This is a genomic window from Virgibacillus oceani (assembly GCF_041521345.1).
GTDB classification, from domain to species: Bacteria; Bacillota; Bacilli; order Bacillales; family Amphibacillaceae; genus Virgibacillus_N; species Virgibacillus_N oceani_A.
The window spans coordinates 46,946-63,264 of the sequence record NZ_JBGOHB010000012.1; the positions used below are offsets into that span (position 1 = coordinate 46,946).

A 16,319-nucleotide genomic window follows, 5' to 3' on the forward strand; every position below is an offset into this window, starting at 1 on the left:
CCGGCTTTTTTTATACATAGTAAGGTACTTGCTTCATTTTCAAATCAATCATGTAAATTCACAAATGAAAAAGAGGCTTTTTCGTTCAGCCTCTTCCAGTTTATACTTCTTGCGCTGGCATGAAATGTTGATTTGTTACCGGTTCATTATACGCTTCTCCATTTTCATTTACCAGTTGATCCACATTTTCCACACTTACGTTTATGGCTTCGATTTCCTGATTTTCCGTTAAAGTTCGAACGAGGGTTTCCATTACTTCATCCGATATGATGGATTGCTCGCGGTCTTGTAGGATTTCTTTACTGAAAGTTAAGTTAAGTACCCCGTCTTCCAATGCTGGGTTATCAGCCAACGTTGTTTCAGCATTAAACACATGCGTGATATTTGATTGCATTCCAGGTCCTTCGAGTAGCCCCTGTACAATGGAAGCATATTTATTTTCTTCTGCATCTTCTACATACTGTGTAACGGGCACATAATACCTGCTTTCATTATGTTCTGCAGGATAATACATGGTTACAGCCTGACTGTTCATTATATTTAGGTCCGTATCCATTACATTAATACCGTTTTCCCTGGAATATCCTTCACCAATCGGGGTTCCGTTCACCGGCATTTCCTGTAATGGATGACCGTTCATTCGCAATTGAACTTGGTAAACATTTTCAAACTGTGTAAGTGTATGCGTAACAGATTCTACAATTTTTACTTCATCCGCTGCATCATATTCTTCAAATTCATTCGAAAAATCAACGATCATCGTGCCATCTTCCTGAAGATTTACCCCAAGTACTTCTGTCCCTTCCGGCAATACTGCTTGAAATCCATTTGGCAACATAGGAGTAACAGGCCCGCCTTTGACCAGATGCTCTAACACTTGCTGTGCAACTTGATTTGATTCCGGCGCTGGTAATTCCAGAGTTTGTGCTGCGACCAATCCATTTGCATCAAATAAGTATAACTGTCTAGGCGTCATTTCGCCTTCAACCTCATTTTCTTCCGCACTCCCGGCTGTTTCATCATTTTCTTCTTCCGTAATAACACCGTCTAAATTATCTACGGCTTCTGCATCCTGTGGCGGGTCCATTTCCTCCAATGATTGTTCCCCCTGAAAGCAGCCAGCCAAGGTAATTGTCAAAATCATTAATCCCGTTATCCATATTCCGCGCTTTAGCATGTGATTCCCTCCTATGATGGTTTGTACTATTATATATACGAGCTCATCACAAAAATAGACCAATCAGGAAGAATTAATTATAATCTTTAGGAAGGAAAATCATAAGACATCATGCGGAATTAGCAGAAAAAAATAGTAGTTTTTGCTCATGTTTATTAGTATAAAAGAAAAAATCATTTTAACCCTAAAGGTTAAATTTATCCCGCTGCTGCAATTAGTATCATTTAATATCAAAAGTGCAGTAGCCGGGATAATATTTTTCAAACAGTAAAAAGAGGCTGAGACAGAACTCTGAGTAGTTTTGAAAATACGAACCATCCACCACAGTAGCTCCGGAAATATACGTAGACTCCTGTGGGAGCAAAGGCATCGGTGAGACCCCGCAGTGCGACAGCACGAGGAGGCTCACCAGCCGCCCATGGAAAGCGAAGTATATTTCCGGAGCGAGTCATAAGATTAATGTTGTTCGGATTTTCGTTTGCTAAAATGGTTCTGTCCCAGCCTCTTTAGTGACGTATATATTAATTATAATGCCAATTTCGAATTTACTGTTTCATAAAGACTGACTTTTTCCATCCGGACAGTTTTCAAATTATTTTTTCCAAAAATTCGATTGGACAGCTCTTTGAAAATCCCCAATTCTCCCGTTGTGTAAAATTGATGCACCGGTAATGTATCACGGTTATTCAACAGTTGATGGATATCCAGCACAGTACTTGTCTCCCTGGCTGTTTCCTCGCTAGAGGAAATGACTTTCACATGCTCGCCCACTGCCAATTGTATGACATCCTTAATTAAAGGATAATGCGTACAGCCCAAAATCAACGTATCCATTTGCATGTCACTATTAATTGGGTTTAAGCTATTTTCTACTACTTTTTTCGCCTTGCTTCCCGATAGGACACCTTGCTCGATCATCTCAACAAGCAAAGGACAAGCCAATGTATTTACACGGGTATCAGCATTAATGTTTTTTATCGCTTTAACGTAAGCTTCACTCTTCACTGTACCTTCCGTTGCTATAACACCAATATGGTTATTTTCCGTATACTTAATGGCTGCCCGTGCTCCGGGTTGAATTACCCCTATCACCGGAATTAGCAGCTTTTCCTGCAGGTAATTTAAAGTAAAGGCTGTAGCCGTATTACAAGCAATTACTAGCATTTTTATATTCTTTTCCAATAAAAAACCAACAATTTCTTTCGTAAACTGCAGTACTTCTTCTTTTGACCTCGGGCCGTATGGGCATCTGGCTGTGTCACCAACATAAATCAATTGCTCATTTGGCAGCTGCCTGATCAATTCATTGACGACTGTTAATCCCCCAACACCTGAGTCAATTACTCCGATTCCTCTTTCCAATGATATCCCCTCATTCAACTTCTTTAATACTTGTCATATTTCTTCATTTCTTCATGCAATAATGCAAGCAATTCATGTAAGTTATCTGTTTGTTTATCTGTAAAGTTCTCTAATACTTCACCTAAATACTTTTGCCGTTTTTCAATTACCTCATGTATAATGTTTTTACCCTTATCCAAAACATGAATCCGTACCACTCGCCGGTCTTTGGAATCACGTACCCTTTCTACCAGATTGTTCCTTTCCATCCTGTCCACTAAATCCGTTGTTGTACTAAAAGCAAGGCTGATCTTATTTGACAGCTCTCCAATAGTCAGATCTCCCTCTTCCAGCAGCCATTGAAGCGCCACGAATTGTGGTGATGTAATTGGATAGTTTGTTAATATTTTTCTTCCATTTTGTTTCACAATGCCAGATATGTAACGCATACTTTTTTCTATTTTATTTATTGTCATTTTTGTATCCTTTTCCATTGATAGTCCCCCCTCTCGATGTATGTTGTTTCTTTGATGTATCAATTCTAAGATATTAAATCAGTTATTTATCATAATATATGTGAATTGGAGTAATTCGTTCAAAACAGCCTATCATAATAAAATTTAAGCTAATTATACCAAACTTCGACTATTTTCGCTCATTTTGTACGTAGTTATTATTCAATTCCTTTATGGAGGATAATGGATGCACTCTTTTCTTCCACCAAACATATGCTATTATTGACTAAATAATATCCCTTCAGCCTGCAGCTCTATGACAGCAAGGAGGGGTTGGAATTTGAAGGACAACGAGTATAAACCGAAGCAATTACTAACAAAACGGGAAAAAGAAGTATTCGAACTACTAGTACAAGACAAAACAACAAAAGAAATTGCCCAGGAATTATTCATATCAGAAAAAACTGTCCGGAACCATATTTCTAATGCTATGCAAAAGCTAGGCGTTAAGGGGCGATCACAAGCCGTAGTAGAGCTCCTTCGCATGGGGGAACTAAAGCTCTAGAAGTAACCGACTTTCTATTAAGGAAAGTCGGTTTACAGGCTTTTCAACTGGGAAAACCGACTTATTTAAGCGAGAGTAAAAGGGCAGTTGAGCTAAGCATTCTGCATTTTATGTTTAATTTCATCTTTTAATGGGACAGGTTTTCCTGATTCCTGATCGATAAAGACAAGTCTGCCCCTTCCTGTCAACGTGATTTCTTCCTTCTCGTTAACCGCCATATAATGAAAATCAATGGAAGTATTCCCTACATGATGTGCTTTTACATACATCTGAATATTTTCACTGAAATATATTTGCTTTAAATAATTACATTGCATATCTGCGACAACAGGAACTCCTTCTTCATATACACCCCCGGAAAATAATCCCAGTGATTTTAAAAATTTTATCCTTGCTTCTTCAAAATAGATGAATGGAGATACATTATTCATATGACCAATCATATCGGTTTCTGAAAATCGAATATATACCGGAATGGAAAACTGAAACGTTGACCGCCATTGTTCGAGATCTTCTATGTAATCAATTTTTGCCATGATTATTTCCCCTTTTATTTCCTGATTAATAAAATGGTATTTATTTTTAAATTTGTGTTTATGTTATTGTTCGATTGCAGCATTTATAAGCTGCAATGGGCTTAACAATAGCTTTTTTTACTCGTTTATATAACTGAGAACCCTTTCAATGCTACGTCATTTTCTTTTAACTTAAAATATCAGAAAAGATTGCCATGATACATGATGATACCTTCTTCGCTTCAGATTCTCTCGATGCTTGCTTTGACTCATATTTCACTAATTTTACGCTTGAAAAGGCATCTATAAACACTTCACTTCATCTTTCATTCTATGAAAAAGACCCAAACCACAATTGGCTCGGGTCGTTAACATTTATGAATTCAATAATTAATGTGCATTGTCACCGCCAAAAAAGTTTTTAAATGCCTGTATATTAGTCGCACGGTTCATTGCAGCAATAGAAGTGGTCAAAGGGATCCCTTTCGGACAAACCTGTACACAGTTTTGTGAGTTTCCGCAGCCATCGATTCCGCCATCTTCCATCAGGCCGTTCAGTCTTTCGCTTGCATTCATTTCACCCGTTGGATGTGCATTAAACAAGCGAGCCTGGGATAATGCAGCAGGTCCTATGAAGTTGGATTTATCATTTACATTTGGACAAGCTTCCAGACAAACACCGCAAGTCATACATTTTGATAATTCATATGCCCATTGGCGTTTTTTTTCAGGCATACGCGGACCAGGTCCCAAATCATGCGTGCCGTCAATCGGAATCCATGCTTTTACTTGTTTCAATGCATCAAACATGCGCTCCCGATCTACAATTAAGTCACGGACAACCGGAAAAGTAGACATAGGCTCCAGCCTGATTGGGTGTTCCAATTTATCCACGAGTGTTGCACATGATTGTCTTGCTGTTCCGTTAATTACCATGGAACATGCGCCGCAAACTTCTTCTAAACAACTCATATCCCAATAAACAGGTGTTGTTTTTTCCCCATTTGCATTTTCCGGGTTTTGTCTGATTTCCATCAATCCGGATATAACATTCATATTCTTACGGTAAGGAACGTTAAAGGTTTCCTCATAAGGAGCAGAATCGGGGCTGTCCTGTCTGGTTATAATAAAAGTAACCGTTTGTTGTTCTTCAGCCATTGTTACTTACTCCCTTCACTTTTTTTAGTATAGTCACGTTTACGTGGTTTAATTAGTGACGTGTCAACATCCTCGTACGTAAACTCTGGTGAATTCGTTTCTTTATTATAGCTGGCAATGGTCGTTTTCAGCCATTCCTCATCATTACGATCCGGAAATTCAGGCTTGTAATGAGCACCGCGGCTTTCATTTCTGTTGTATGCACCAATGGTAATGACTCTTGCCAGTTGTAGCATATTTTTTAACTGCCGTGTAAACATTACCCCCTGATTACTCCAGCGTGAAGTATCATTGATATTAATATTTTCCCAGCGTTCGATCAGCTCTTTGATTTTTTCATCTGTTTTAAGTAATTTTTCGTTGTCACGAACCACTGTCACATTATCCGTCATCCATTCACCAAGTTCTTTATGGATGGCATATGCGTTCTCGGACCCTTCCATGCTCATCATTTTTTCGAAAGCTTCCTGTTCTTCTTTCACTTTCTCCTCGAAAAACTCAGGCGGTATATCTTCAGCATGTTTATCCAAACCGTCCGTATATTTAATTGCACTTGGTCCTGCCACTGAGCCCCCATATATAGCTGAGAGCAGGGAATTTGCCCCTAAGCGATTTCCTCCGTGCTGTGAATAATCAACTTCACCAGCTGCGAATATACCAGGGATGTTTGTCATTTGATCGTAATCAACCCAAAGCCCTCCCATGGAATAGTGAACTGCAGGGAAAATCTTCATTGGCACTTTACGCGGATCTTCTCCAACGAATTTTTCATAAATTTCTATGATACCGCCCAATTTTACATCTAATTCTTTTGGATCTTTATGGGAAAGGTCAAGGTATACCATGTTTTCCCCGTTAATACCGAGTTTCTGGTTTACACAGACATCAAAGATTTCCCTTGTTGCGATATCACGCGGGACAAGGTTTCCGTATGCCGGGTACTTTTCCTCGAGGAAATACCATGGTTCACCGTCTTTATATGTCCACACCCGGCCACCTTCACCACGGGCTGATTCACTCATCAGTCGCAGTTTATCATCTCCGGGTATTGCGGTCGGATGAATTTGAATAAATTCCCCGTTCGCATAATTTGCACCCTGCAAATACAAAGCGCTTGCAGCAGAACCGGTATTAATCATGGAGTTTGTTGACTTCCCAAAAATAATTCCCGGCCCGCCGGTAGCCATAATAACAGCATCTGATGGAAATGCTTTTATTTCATGGTCTGTAATGCTCTGGGCGACAATCCCTCTGCTGATACCTTCATCATCAATAGTGGCACCGAGGAATTCCCAGCTTTCATACTTTGTAACTAAACCCTGAACTTCATAACGTCGCACCTGCTCGTCAAGTGCATATAATAACTGTTGACCTGTAGTTGCCCCTGCATATGCTGTACGGTGATGCTGTGTTCCGCCAAAACGACGGAAATCAAGCAAGCCTTCCGGAGTACGGTTAAACATGACCCCCATTCTGTCCAGCATATGTATAATACTAGGTGCTGCGTCACACATCGCTTTAACCGGCGGCTGGTTTGCTAAAAAGTCGCCACCATAAACTGTATCATCAAAGTGAATAGCAGGAGAATCCCCTTCTCCTTTTGTGTTTACTGCACCGTTAATACCGCCTTGGGCACATACAGAGTGAGATCGTTTAACGGGAACAACGGAAAATAAATCCACGTTCACACCTGCTTCTGCTGCTTTGATGGTTGCCATTAAACCAGCAAGTCCACCGCCTACCACAGCAATTTTACGATTACTCATGATAAATACTCACTCCTTTTTTTCTTTACGTTAAGCTCCAAAAGCAAATGTAATTAAAGTTCTAATTCCAATAAAACTTAATCCTAAAAACACCAGTATTGTTGCATAAGTAACGATTCTTTGAGACTTCGGTGTTTGTGTAATACCCCATGTAACAAAGAAGCTCCATAGACCGTTTGCAAAATGGAAAACGGTTGACAACACACCAATTACATAGAACCAGAACATGATTGGATTCGTTAAAATCCCTTCCATTAAGCTATAATTCAGATCTGCATTGCCAAGCCCGATCTGCACACGCGTTTCAAACACATGCCATGCAATAAACACGAGTGTAACCAGCCCGGTAATACGCTGGAGGTAGAACATCCAATTTCTGAAATAACCGTACCTCCTAGTGTTGTTGCGTGCAACAAAGACAATATACACCCCTAAGATTGCATGAAATAATATCGGCAGATAAATTACAAATATCTCCAATAACAGAACAAATGGTAGACCTGCCATAAATCCTGCTGCCTGATTAAAACTTTCTTCACCGTATACGGCAAAATGATTCACCAATAAATGCTGGGTAAGGAAGAGACCAATTGGTACAACCCCCAGGAGTGAGTGTAATCTTCTGGTGAAAAATTCACGATGCTCCGCCATCTGTTACCCCCCTTTTAGTTTACAATGATATTATACTTATTGCACAAGCAGAAATTACAGATGTTATAAATTCACGAATATTTTTGATAGAAGAAATCGTACGCTCCGTATCATGATATGTAATTAATTTGCCCCCACACTTATATATGGGAGGCTTCATTCATGAATTTATATGATGTTCCATACAAACTTGTACAAATTATGACATTACAATTGTACTTCTAACTACGAAAAGCGTCAAGAAAACCCTATATATTATTTTTAAAATATGTGCTATTCGTTATAATGATGATGTACAATATTCTTATGCAATGATGTGTTATACCAATATTTATACATTAGAAAAGAAGTTAGAACCTAGTATGACTTGCAGGATTCTTGAATTATATTGATAATGTAATTTGTAAATAATAATATAGGTTCAAGGGTCTTTTGCTTACAGGAAGGGTGACATCCATGTCGAAAGAAAAAGAGAAAATTGCCATTTCCCAACTGGATGAACTGCATACGAATGGGGCCGGTTATGATGTTCTCCGCTATTTAGGTTTACCAGAACTGCTTGGGCAAGAAGCCGATACGCTTCTATATTTTATGGGCAGAAATATTGCGAGAAAACTTGAAATACATACAGTGGAAGATGTATCCTTTTGTTTTGAAAAACTTGGCTGGGGAAAACTGGAGTTAGTAAAACAAAAGAAGAATCAGATGATTTTTCAGCTTATGTCTGATGCGGTAGCTTATCGTCTTAAATCCGCATTAAATACCGATTTCCGCCTGGAAGCAGGTTTTTTGGCTGAAGCAATTCAAATCATTAATGGTGCCGAATGTGAATGTGTGGAAGAAATTAATAAGCGCATTTTTCAAGTACAATTCAGTGTGATTTATTCGAAGTAATACTGGAATGCAGAAAAAGCTGCAGTGTAATATTAACTCTACAGCTTTTTTTCATTTTCTGTATTTAAATGCTGAACAATATCCTTGGCAGTATTCTCTGGAATACCCAAGTTCGTAATATCTGTTACAGAGGCTTTTCTAATTTCTCCAACTGACCTAAAATGCGTCAATAATAGCTTCCTTCTTTTCTCACCAATACCCGGTATCTTATCCAGCTCCGATTGAAATAGGTTTTTACCGCGTAATTGCCGATGAAATGTGATCGCAAACCGGTGAACTTCATCCTGAATCCGCTGTACGAGGTAAAATTCCTGTGACTGTCTGAACAAAGGGACTACGGTAGCTGGATCACCATAAAGAAGTTCACTTGTTTTATGGCGATCGTCCTTGGCTAAACCGCATAATGGTACATCTAGACCTAATTCATTTTCCAATACATCAATAGCAGCACTCATTTGTCCCTTACCGCCGTCTACAATGATTAAATCCGGTAGTGGAAGTTCTTCCTTTATTACTCTTCTATACCTACGACGTATAACCTCCCGCATTGTTTCGTAGTCATCCGGACCATCGACATCTCGTATTTTATACTTCCGATACTCTTTTTTATTCGGTTTTCCGTCAATAAACACGACCATAGCAGAAACAGGGTCTGTCCCTTGTATGTTTGAATTATCAAATGCTTCGATACGGTGCGGCAGCTCTATGTTCAGCACTTTTCCCAGTTTTTCAACGGCGAGAATCGTTCGTTCTTCATCTCTTTCGATCAATGTAAACTTCTCATTTAACGCAATTTCCGCATTTTTAACGGCAAGCTCTACAAGTTCTTTTTTTCTGCCTCTCATCGGTATATGGACATCTACCTCTAGCAAATTTTCCACCATTTCTTTATTTGTGCCAATGGGAAGTAGTATTTCTTTCGGTTTTAAATGGTGCTGATGGAGATAAAACCGGCCGATAAAACTGATAAACGTTTCTTCCGGTGTATCAAAGAAAGGAAAAACCGCCACGTCCCGTTCAATCAATTTGCCCTGTCTGATAAAAAACACTTGAATACACATCCAGCCTTTATCATAGCTGTAACCGAAAATGTCTCTGTCTTTCCGATCATTCAGTGTCATTTTCTGTTGTTCCATAACAACTTCAATATGCTGAATCTGATCCCTAAGCTCTTTTGCCCTTTCAAAGTTCAGCTGTTCGCTTGCTTCGTACATTTTCTTTTTTATATCCTGTTTAATATCTTTAAATCCACCATGTAAAAAAGAGCTTATGTTTTGTACGATCTTTGCATACGTTTTCGCAGGCGGCGGTTTTTCACTGCACGCCAGGCATTGCCCCATATGATAGTAGAGGCAGACTCTTCCCGCCGGGTTATTGCATTTCCGCAGCGGATACAGCCTATCCAGGAGTCTCTTAGTCTCCCTTGCTGCAATCACATTCGGGTAAGGGCCAAAGTACTTCCCTTTATCTTTTTTCACTTGTCTTGTGATTAATAAGCGGGGATGTCTTTCCGAAGTAATCTTTAAATAAGGATAGGATTTATCGTCTTTTAACATGACATTGTACTTTGGATCGTATTTTTTAATTAAATTCATTTCCAGAATAAGTGCTTCCATTTCGGAAGTGGTAACAATGTATTCAAAGTTTTCGATTTCCTGAACGAGCCGCTGTGTTTTCTTATCATGAGCACCCGTAAAATAGGAACGCACCCGGTTTCTAAGCAGCTTTGATTTACCCACATAGACCACGGTATTATGTTTATCCTTCATTAAATAACAGCCCGGCTGTGCCGGCAGAACAGCTAATTTTTCTTTTATCGTCGAGTTCATATTTTTCAATCCTTCATGCATTAGAAATCCCTTGTCACAGAGTGCAACAAGGGATTTTCAACTTTTTCATATCATTATTATATCATGTTTTAAGCGTGTTTGTTAATGATATCAACAAGTGCTTCTTTTGGCTGGAATCCAATGATCTGATCTACAACTTCTCCATTTTTAAATAATAAAAGTGTAGGAATACTCATTACACCGTATTTTCCGGCTGTTTCCTGATTTTCATCTACATCCAATTTAACAATTTGCACTTTATCTTCCATTTCCCCATCAATTTCCTCAAGGACTGGTGCAATCATTTTACAAGGTCCGCACCACGGAGCCCAAAAGTCAGCCAGAACCAGGCCTTCAGAAGTTTCTTGAGAGAAATTTTGGTCAGTTACATTTACAATAGCCATTTTATTATTCCTCCTTAATCTTTCATCACTTTAAAAGAAAGTATATCATTAATTATTTTCTCATACTAATAATCTGCTTATGCACTTATTGTAACAAATGAAGCCACTGCTGATAAACTACAAGGTTGTTAAGCAGGAGAAATTAAAGTATTAAAAAAAGCTGCCTGATAACCCCTCTTCCTTCTTCAGAAATCCTGGAATCAAGTTTAACAGACAGCCATTTTATTTGTTTATTGTTTCAGCTTTTTAATTTCTTCTGTCAGCATTGGAACAATTTCAAACAAATCCCCAACTAGCCCATAGCCCGCCACATTAAAGATATTTGATTCAGCATCTTTATTGATCGCAACAATTACTTTCGAGTTAGACATACCGGCCAGATGCTGGATAGCTCCGGAAATACCTACAGCAATGTATAAGTCAGGTGTGACTACTTTACCTGTCTGTCCGATTTGCAGGGAGTAATCACAGTACTCAGCGTCACATGCCCCGCGTGAAGCACCTACTGCACCGCCCAACACTTCTGCCAGTTCGTATAGCGGCTCAAAGCCTTCCTTGCTTTTCACCCCGCGTCCGCCTGCAACAATGACGTTTGCCTCTGATAAATCAACACCTTCTGATGCTTTGCGGATAACATCTTTAATAACGGTCCGGATATCTGTTACATCCACCTCTTTAGCGGTAACATCTCCTGAACGAGCGTCATCTTTTTCCAGTGATGCGATATTGTTTGGACGAATAGTGAAAAATGCCATTCCATCTGTAACGATTTTCTTCTCAAATGCTTTTCCGGAATAAATTGGTCTTGTGAATACTGCTTTGTCATCATCCACATCTATCGAGACAGCATCGGAAATAAGGCCGCTTCCCAGTTTGCTTGCCAGTTTTGGTGTCAGGTCTTTCCCGATGGATGTATGACCCATCACGATGCCATCCGGAGATTCATCGTTAATGACAGCCAATGCCGCCTGACCGTAACCCTCGGAAGTATATTTTTCCAGATTATTGTGCGTGACAGTTACCACTCTGTCTGCACCATATTTGATCATTTCTTCTCCTTGTGCGTCCAGATCACCTGCGCCCAGTACAACACCTACAATTTCATCTGCATTTATTTTTTTCGCTGCCGCGATTGCTTCAAATGATACATTACGCAATGCGCCATCTTTTGATTCGCCTATAACCAATACTTTATTACTCACGTCTTCTTGCTCCCTTCTGTCAGCAAAATGAATAAAAGTTTGTTTGTCGATTCAGCTAAAACTAATAAAATGTTCTAATAGTATAATAGACTTTACCCGTCCCGTTTCCGGCGACCAGCACCTCTTTACGGTGGTGCGAACATTAGCGGAGTCCCAAAGTTCATTCTGTACGTCGCTAAACTGACGCCACGCTTTAGTTTTTTTACAGTACTTTTTCGTCGTTTTTCAGTATGGATACCAGTTCCTGTACCTGTTCGCTGGCATCACCTTCAAGTACTCTGCCTGCTTCTTTTTCCGGCGGCAGGAAGATATCGATTGTTTTTGATTTTGGCTCCAGTTCATCTTCATCCAGGTCTAGATCATCGATTTCCAGCTCTTCCAATGGTTTCTTTTTCGCTTTCATGATACCCGGAAGAGATGGGTAACGGGGTTCATTCAAGCCCTGCTGGCAAGTAACGAGTACTGGCAGGCTTGTTTCCACAATTTCCACGTCGCCTTCAACGTCTTTTTCTATCGTTACATTTTCACCATCGATTTTCAGGTCAGTAATGGTCGTGACATAAGGAATTCCCAAGCTCTCTGCCACTCTCGGGCCCACTTGCCCACTGGCTTCATCAATGGCAACATTACCACCCAAAATTAAATCAGCTTCTTTATCTTCAAAGAATGTTTCCAGAATTTTTGCCGTAGTAAAGGCATCGCCTTCTTCAAGGTCATCTTCCGTATTGATAAGAACTGCCTTATCCACACCCATAGCAAGGGCAGTGCGCAGCTGTTTTTCAGAGTCTTCATCACCAACTGTGACAACGGTTACTTCACCGCCATGTGCATCACGCTGGTTTATTGCTTCTTCCACCGCATATTCATCATACGGATTGATGATGAATTCTGCACCGTCATCTTCTATTTCTCCATTGGAAACGTTAATTTTCTCCTCGGTATCGAAGGTTTTTTTCAATAATACGTATATATTCATGACATATCCTCCTTATAAACTACTATTTATCCTGAAAATTTGGTTTGCGTTTTTCGATAAAAGCTTGTACACCTTCTTTGGCATCCCAGGAACCGAATATCTCGGAAAACTCATGTGCTTCAGCTTGTACACCTTGGGAAAATTGCCCCGTCTTGGCATACGGAATTAAGCGCATGACACTATTAATCGTAAGCTTGCTTTTTGCGGCAATCTTCTCAGCAAGATTCATAGCTTTTACAAATACATCATCTTCAGCGGTAACATGATTTGCAAGACCTAATTCATAAGCTTCCTTCCCGCTGATTGGTTCTCCAGTAAGTATCATTTCATATGCTTTTGGTGTACCAACATACATCGGAAGTCTTTGTGTTCCTGCAAATCCCGGGATAATTCCCAGTGATAATTCAGGAAGCCCCAGTTTTGCATTTTCAGTTACTATACGCATATGACAAGCCATCGCCAGCTCAAGTCCGCCACCTAAGGCCGCGCCATGAATAGCTGCTATAATCGGTACGGGAAAATGCTCCATACGATCAAATAACTGCTGGCCTTTTTCTGCCAATGATTTGTAATCAGAAGCTTCTCTTAGAGAAGTGAATTCTTTAATATCCGCTCCTGCAGAGAAAAAATTTCCATTCCCTTTAATGACTACTGCCTTTATATGAGAGTCCTGCTCTATTTTATCCAGGTTTTCTGCGAGATCATTTAATAGAGCAGAAGATAGCGCGTTTGCAGGCGGGCTCATAACTGTTAAATAGGCAACATTCTGGTTCGTTTCGTACGCAATGGCACTCAAAGTTTTATCCCCCTAACGTTAAAAAATACAAGAAAACACTTACATACATTTTCTATCATACAGAAAATCCATTCGTTAATAAAGTGTGAACCTTCGATGTCTGTTTGACAATATCATACTTGTGACCTTGCATTACCCAGTTTGTGACAGTTTCATCCAGTGTGCCGAATATCATTTGCCGAACTAGCGGCAAGTTTAGGTCATTTTGATATAAATTCTGTTTGATTCCTTCCTGGATGATGGAATCTATGACGGTTAAATACGGTTTTAGCACTGCATTTATTTTTGTTCTTAATTCCGGATCCGACTGTCTTAATTCTAGCTGTGTAAGAATTGCCAGGTTGTGATCATTAGACAGCTGTTTAAAATGCATATGGATTAATGTAAGCAGTTTTTCATTTGCATCTTCTTTTTCTTCTATACTTTGGGAAATTTCCCCTATGAACTGACCCATTTTTTCTTCAAAGACAGACACAAGAATATCTTCTTTATTTTTGAAATAAAGATAAATAGTTCCATCTGCAACGCCCGCCTGCTTGGCAATCTTGGATATTTGCGAGCTGTGGTAACCATTTTGGGCGATTACCACAACTGCTGCATCGATAATTTGTTTATACTTTGGTTTATACTTCTTCATAAATATCTCCTTACATTACCCATTAAAAATGAATGAATCATCATTCATTAATTATTCTACTCGTCCCAAACGCTTCTGTCAATGAAAAGCTTGTACAATTATTTTCGAAAAAAAGAGGGATGGAGCTTTACACCGGTTCCGTCGCTTCTTTTTCTTTTTCTTCATCAACGAGCTGTCGTCTCAGGATTTTACCAACTGCTGTTTTTGGCAGCTCATCCTTGAATTCATAAGAGCGAGGGACTTTAAATGCTGCAAGATTTTCCCTGCAAAAATCATTTAATTCATCTTCTGTTATATTATAGCCATCTTTCAAAACGACATAAGCTTTAACAGTTTCGCCGCGGTATGGGTCAGGTATACCTGCAACTACTGCTTCTGCGATGGCTTCATGTTCATATAAAACTTCTTCTACTTCTCTCGGATAAATATTAAACCCGCCGGCAATAATCATATCTTTCTTGCGGTCTACCACATAAAAGTATCCTTCCTCATCCATGTAGCCAAGATCCCCGGTAAAGAACCAACCATCCTTTAATACATTCGTGGTTTCTTCTTTATTATTCCAGTATCCTTTCATTACTTGAGGGCCTTTAACAATAATCTCGCCTACCTCGCCTATGACTGCTTCTTCATCACTTTCCATGTTATAAATTTTCGCATCAGTGTCCGGCCATGGAAGTCCTATGCTTCCAACCACTTTTTCTCCGCCCCACACAAAATTGGCATGCGTTACTGGAGAGGTTTCAGTTAATCCATAACCTTCAACTAACTTACCGCCAGTAACTTCTTCAAAGCGCTGTTGAATTTCTACTGGCAATGGTGCAGAGCCACTTATACATGCTCTGATGGAAGATAAATCATATTTGTTCACATCCGGATGATTCATAATTCCAATATAAATAGTAGGTGCTCCCGGAAACATGGTCGGTTTTTGTTTTTGAATGGTTTTAAGCACTTCTGTAGCATCAAACTTTGGTACAAGCACCATTTTCGAGCCATTCATGATGGACATATTCATTACTGTCGTCATCCCGTATACGTGGAAAAACGGCAATACACCGAAGATGACATCCTGGGAATCACTTTTCTCAAATAACCATGCATCAGCCATTTGAACGTTTGACACCAGGTTATAATGAGTCAGCATGACACCTTTTGGATGACCTGTTGTTCCACCTGTATATTGAAGCAGTGCTAGATCCTCCAGTGGATTTACGTCAACCGGTGTGTAATCTTCAGAAGTATTTTCAATCACTTTTTGCCATCCATGTGTATCCTCTGTTTCTTCTATTTTCACGACCATATTATACTGCTTTTTTTGGATGAATGGGTAGATCAGATTTTTTGGGAATGGCAAATAATCTTTGATACCGGTTACAATTGTATGCTCAATATCCGTATTATCTCTTACGTTAGATACCCGCGGTAATAATATATCGAGACATACAATAAATGTTGCTCCTGAATCCTTCATCTGATATTCCAGTTCACGTTCTGTGTACAATGGGTTTGTCTGTACGACAACCCCACCGGCCATCAATGCTGCATAGTAGCTAATGACACCTTGGGGGCAATTAGGCAGCATGACGGCCACTCTGTCCCCTTTCTTCAGGCCATGAGCCTGCATGAAGTGAGACATCTTTTTTGCCTGGGCATAAAGTTCCTCAAACGTCATTTCCTTCCCCATAAAGTGAAGCGCTTTCTTTTCTTTGTCTCTCTCAGCACTTTTCTTCAAATACGCATGCAGCGGCTCTTCATCATAAGCTATACTTGCTGCGATTTCCTCCGGATAATGCTTAAGCCATATTTTTTCTTCTGCCATACATTCTCCTCCTTTTATAGTAGCTTATACCTATTATAACGATTAATTTATATTTTTTGAAATTTTAACTGACTGTTTTGCGATTTTTTTACCTATATCATTAAATTTATGCTCACAGAAAATAAATAATC

Annotated in this window: 15 protein-coding genes and 1 pseudogene; 2 read left to right on the forward strand and 14 right to left on the reverse strand. The window is 39.5% G+C overall.

Going from position 1 to position 16,319, the window contains the following annotated elements:
• Positions 1-100 precede the first annotated feature (100 nt).
• The 3 genes from ACDX78_RS10560 to ACDX78_RS10570 all read right to left on the reverse strand — a co-directional run bounded on the left by ACDX78_RS10560 (position 101) and on the right by ACDX78_RS10570 (position 3,012).
• Entirely contained in the window at positions 101-1,177 is a 1,077-nt protein-coding gene (locus ACDX78_RS10560) for a GerMN domain-containing protein (RefSeq protein ID WP_486027680.1), read from the reverse strand.
• Positions 1,178-1,702: 525 nt separating this feature from the next.
• A complete protein-coding gene (racE, locus tag ACDX78_RS10565) occupies positions 1,703-2,539 on the reverse strand; it encodes a glutamate racemase (protein ID WP_486027681.1) in 837 nt (278 codons plus the stop codon).
• A 23-nt stretch (positions 2,540-2,562) separates the two neighbouring features.
• Positions 2,563-3,012: a MarR family winged helix-turn-helix transcriptional regulator gene (locus ACDX78_RS10570; protein ID WP_486027683.1), complete on the reverse strand. Its 450-nt coding sequence runs from the start codon at positions 3,010-3,012 to the stop codon at positions 2,563-2,565.
• 277 nt (positions 3,013-3,289) lie between these two features.
• Between ACDX78_RS10570 and ACDX78_RS10575 the strand changes: the two genes are divergently transcribed.
• The gene (locus ACDX78_RS10575) at positions 3,290-3,538 is read left to right on the forward strand and encodes a helix-turn-helix domain-containing protein (RefSeq protein ID WP_486027685.1); all 249 of its coding nucleotides are present in this window, start codon (positions 3,290-3,292) and stop codon (positions 3,536-3,538) included.
• A 92-nt stretch (positions 3,539-3,630) separates the two neighbouring features.
• On the opposite strand, the gene ACDX78_RS10580 is transcribed toward ACDX78_RS10575, so the two are convergent.
• From ACDX78_RS10580 to ACDX78_RS10595, 4 genes are all read right to left on the reverse strand, one after another.
• Entirely contained in the window at positions 3,631-4,074 is a 444-nt protein-coding gene (locus ACDX78_RS10580; protein WP_486027686.1) for an acyl-CoA thioesterase, read from the reverse strand.
• A gap of 369 nt (positions 4,075-4,443) precedes the next feature.
• Complete coding sequence (gene sdhB / locus ACDX78_RS10585; RefSeq protein ID WP_486027687.1) at positions 4,444-5,211, reverse strand: succinate dehydrogenase iron-sulfur subunit; 768 nt, start codon at positions 5,209-5,211, stop codon at positions 4,444-4,446.
• A gap of 2 nt (positions 5,212-5,213) precedes the next feature.
• A complete protein-coding gene (gene sdhA / locus ACDX78_RS10590) occupies positions 5,214-6,977 on the reverse strand; it encodes a succinate dehydrogenase flavoprotein subunit (RefSeq protein WP_486027689.1) in 1,764 nt (587 codons plus the stop codon).
• 30 nt (positions 6,978-7,007) lie between these two features.
• Positions 7,008-7,628, reverse strand: coding sequence for a succinate dehydrogenase cytochrome b558 subunit (locus ACDX78_RS10595; RefSeq protein ID WP_486027691.1), 621 nt, complete (start codon positions 7,626-7,628; stop codon positions 7,008-7,010).
• Positions 7,629-8,084: 456 nt separating this feature from the next.
• Here ACDX78_RS10595 and ACDX78_RS10600 point away from each other — a divergent pair, with 456 nt between their 5' ends.
• Positions 8,085-8,522 (forward strand): YslB family protein, encoded by a 438-nt coding sequence (locus ACDX78_RS10600; protein ID WP_486027693.1) that lies wholly within the window; start codon positions 8,085-8,087, stop codon positions 8,520-8,522.
• A 38-nt stretch (positions 8,523-8,560) separates the two neighbouring features.
• Here the strand turns inward: ACDX78_RS10600 and uvrC are convergent, their stop codons facing one another.
• The 7 genes and pseudogenes from uvrC to ACDX78_RS10635 form a co-directional block, all read right to left on the reverse strand.
• Positions 8,561-10,351 carry an excinuclease ABC subunit UvrC gene (gene uvrC / locus ACDX78_RS10605; RefSeq protein WP_486027695.1) on the reverse strand — a complete coding sequence of 597 codons (1,791 nt, stop codon included), beginning with the start codon at positions 10,349-10,351 and terminating at the stop codon, positions 8,561-8,563.
• Between the two features lie 89 nt (positions 10,352-10,440).
• Positions 10,441-10,767, reverse strand: a pseudogene (gene trxA, locus ACDX78_RS10610) (thioredoxin); the annotation flags it as partial.
• A gap of 218 nt (positions 10,768-10,985) precedes the next feature.
• Positions 10,986-11,957 carry an electron transfer flavoprotein subunit alpha/FixB family protein gene (locus tag ACDX78_RS10615; protein ID WP_486027696.1) on the reverse strand — a complete coding sequence of 324 codons (972 nt, stop codon included), beginning with the start codon at positions 11,955-11,957 and terminating at the stop codon, positions 10,986-10,988.
• Positions 11,958-12,159: 202 nt separating this feature from the next.
• Positions 12,160-12,933 (reverse strand): electron transfer flavoprotein subunit beta/FixA family protein, encoded by a 774-nt coding sequence (locus tag ACDX78_RS10620; protein ID WP_486027698.1) that lies wholly within the window; start codon positions 12,931-12,933, stop codon positions 12,160-12,162.
• A 22-nt stretch (positions 12,934-12,955) separates the two neighbouring features.
• Positions 12,956-13,729, reverse strand: coding sequence for an enoyl-CoA hydratase (locus ACDX78_RS10625; RefSeq protein ID WP_486027700.1), 774 nt, complete (start codon positions 13,727-13,729; stop codon positions 12,956-12,958).
• A 55-nt stretch (positions 13,730-13,784) separates the two neighbouring features.
• The gene (fadR, locus tag ACDX78_RS10630) at positions 13,785-14,366 is read right to left on the reverse strand and encodes a fatty acid metabolism transcriptional regulator FadR (protein WP_486027702.1); all 582 of its coding nucleotides are present in this window, start codon (positions 14,364-14,366) and stop codon (positions 13,785-13,787) included.
• A 127-nt stretch (positions 14,367-14,493) separates the two neighbouring features.
• Positions 14,494-16,188, reverse strand: coding sequence for a long-chain-fatty-acid--CoA ligase (locus ACDX78_RS10635; protein WP_486027704.1), 1,695 nt, complete (start codon positions 16,186-16,188; stop codon positions 14,494-14,496).
• Positions 16,189-16,319: the final 131 nt, after the last annotated feature.

What these genes read in the sequence shown, in the direction of transcription:
- ACDX78_RS10635 (WP_486027704.1), bottom strand. Translation starts at nt 16,188, where the DNA reads ATGGCAGAAGAAAAAATATGGCTTAAGCATTATCCGGAGGAAATCGCA.
- uvrC (WP_486027695.1), bottom strand. Translation starts at nt 10,351, where the DNA reads ATGAACTCGACGATAAAAGAAAAATTAGCTGTTCTGCCGGCACAGCCG.
- ACDX78_RS10620 (WP_486027698.1), bottom strand. Translation starts at nt 12,933, where the DNA reads ATGAATATATACGTATTATTGAAAAAAACCTTCGATACCGAGGAGAAA.
- ACDX78_RS10600 (WP_486027693.1), top strand. Translation starts at nt 8,085, where the DNA reads ATGTCGAAAGAAAAAGAGAAAATTGCCATTTCCCAACTGGATGAACTG.
- sdhB (WP_486027687.1), bottom strand. Translation starts at nt 5,211, where the DNA reads ATGGCTGAAGAACAACAAACGGTTACTTTTATTATAACCAGACAGGAC.
- ACDX78_RS10580 (WP_486027686.1), bottom strand. Translation starts at nt 4,074, where the DNA reads ATGGCAAAAATTGATTACATAGAAGATCTCGAACAATGGCGGTCAACG.
- sdhA (WP_486027689.1), bottom strand. Translation starts at nt 6,977, where the DNA reads ATGAGTAATCGTAAAATTGCTGTGGTAGGCGGTGGACTTGCTGGTTTA.
- fadR (WP_486027702.1), bottom strand. Translation starts at nt 14,366, where the DNA reads ATGAAGAAGTATAAACCAAAGTATAAACAAATTATCGATGCAGCAGTT.
- ACDX78_RS10570 (WP_486027683.1), bottom strand. Translation starts at nt 3,012, where the DNA reads ATGGAAAAGGATACAAAAATGACAATAAATAAAATAGAAAAAAGTATG.
- ACDX78_RS10595 (WP_486027691.1), bottom strand. Translation starts at nt 7,628, where the DNA reads ATGGCGGAGCATCGTGAATTTTTCACCAGAAGATTACACTCACTCCTG.
- ACDX78_RS10575 (WP_486027685.1), top strand. Translation starts at nt 3,290, where the DNA reads ATGACAGCAAGGAGGGGTTGGAATTTGAAGGACAACGAGTATAAACCG.
- ACDX78_RS10560 (WP_486027680.1), bottom strand. Translation starts at nt 1,177, where the DNA reads ATGCTAAAGCGCGGAATATGGATAACGGGATTAATGATTTTGACAATT.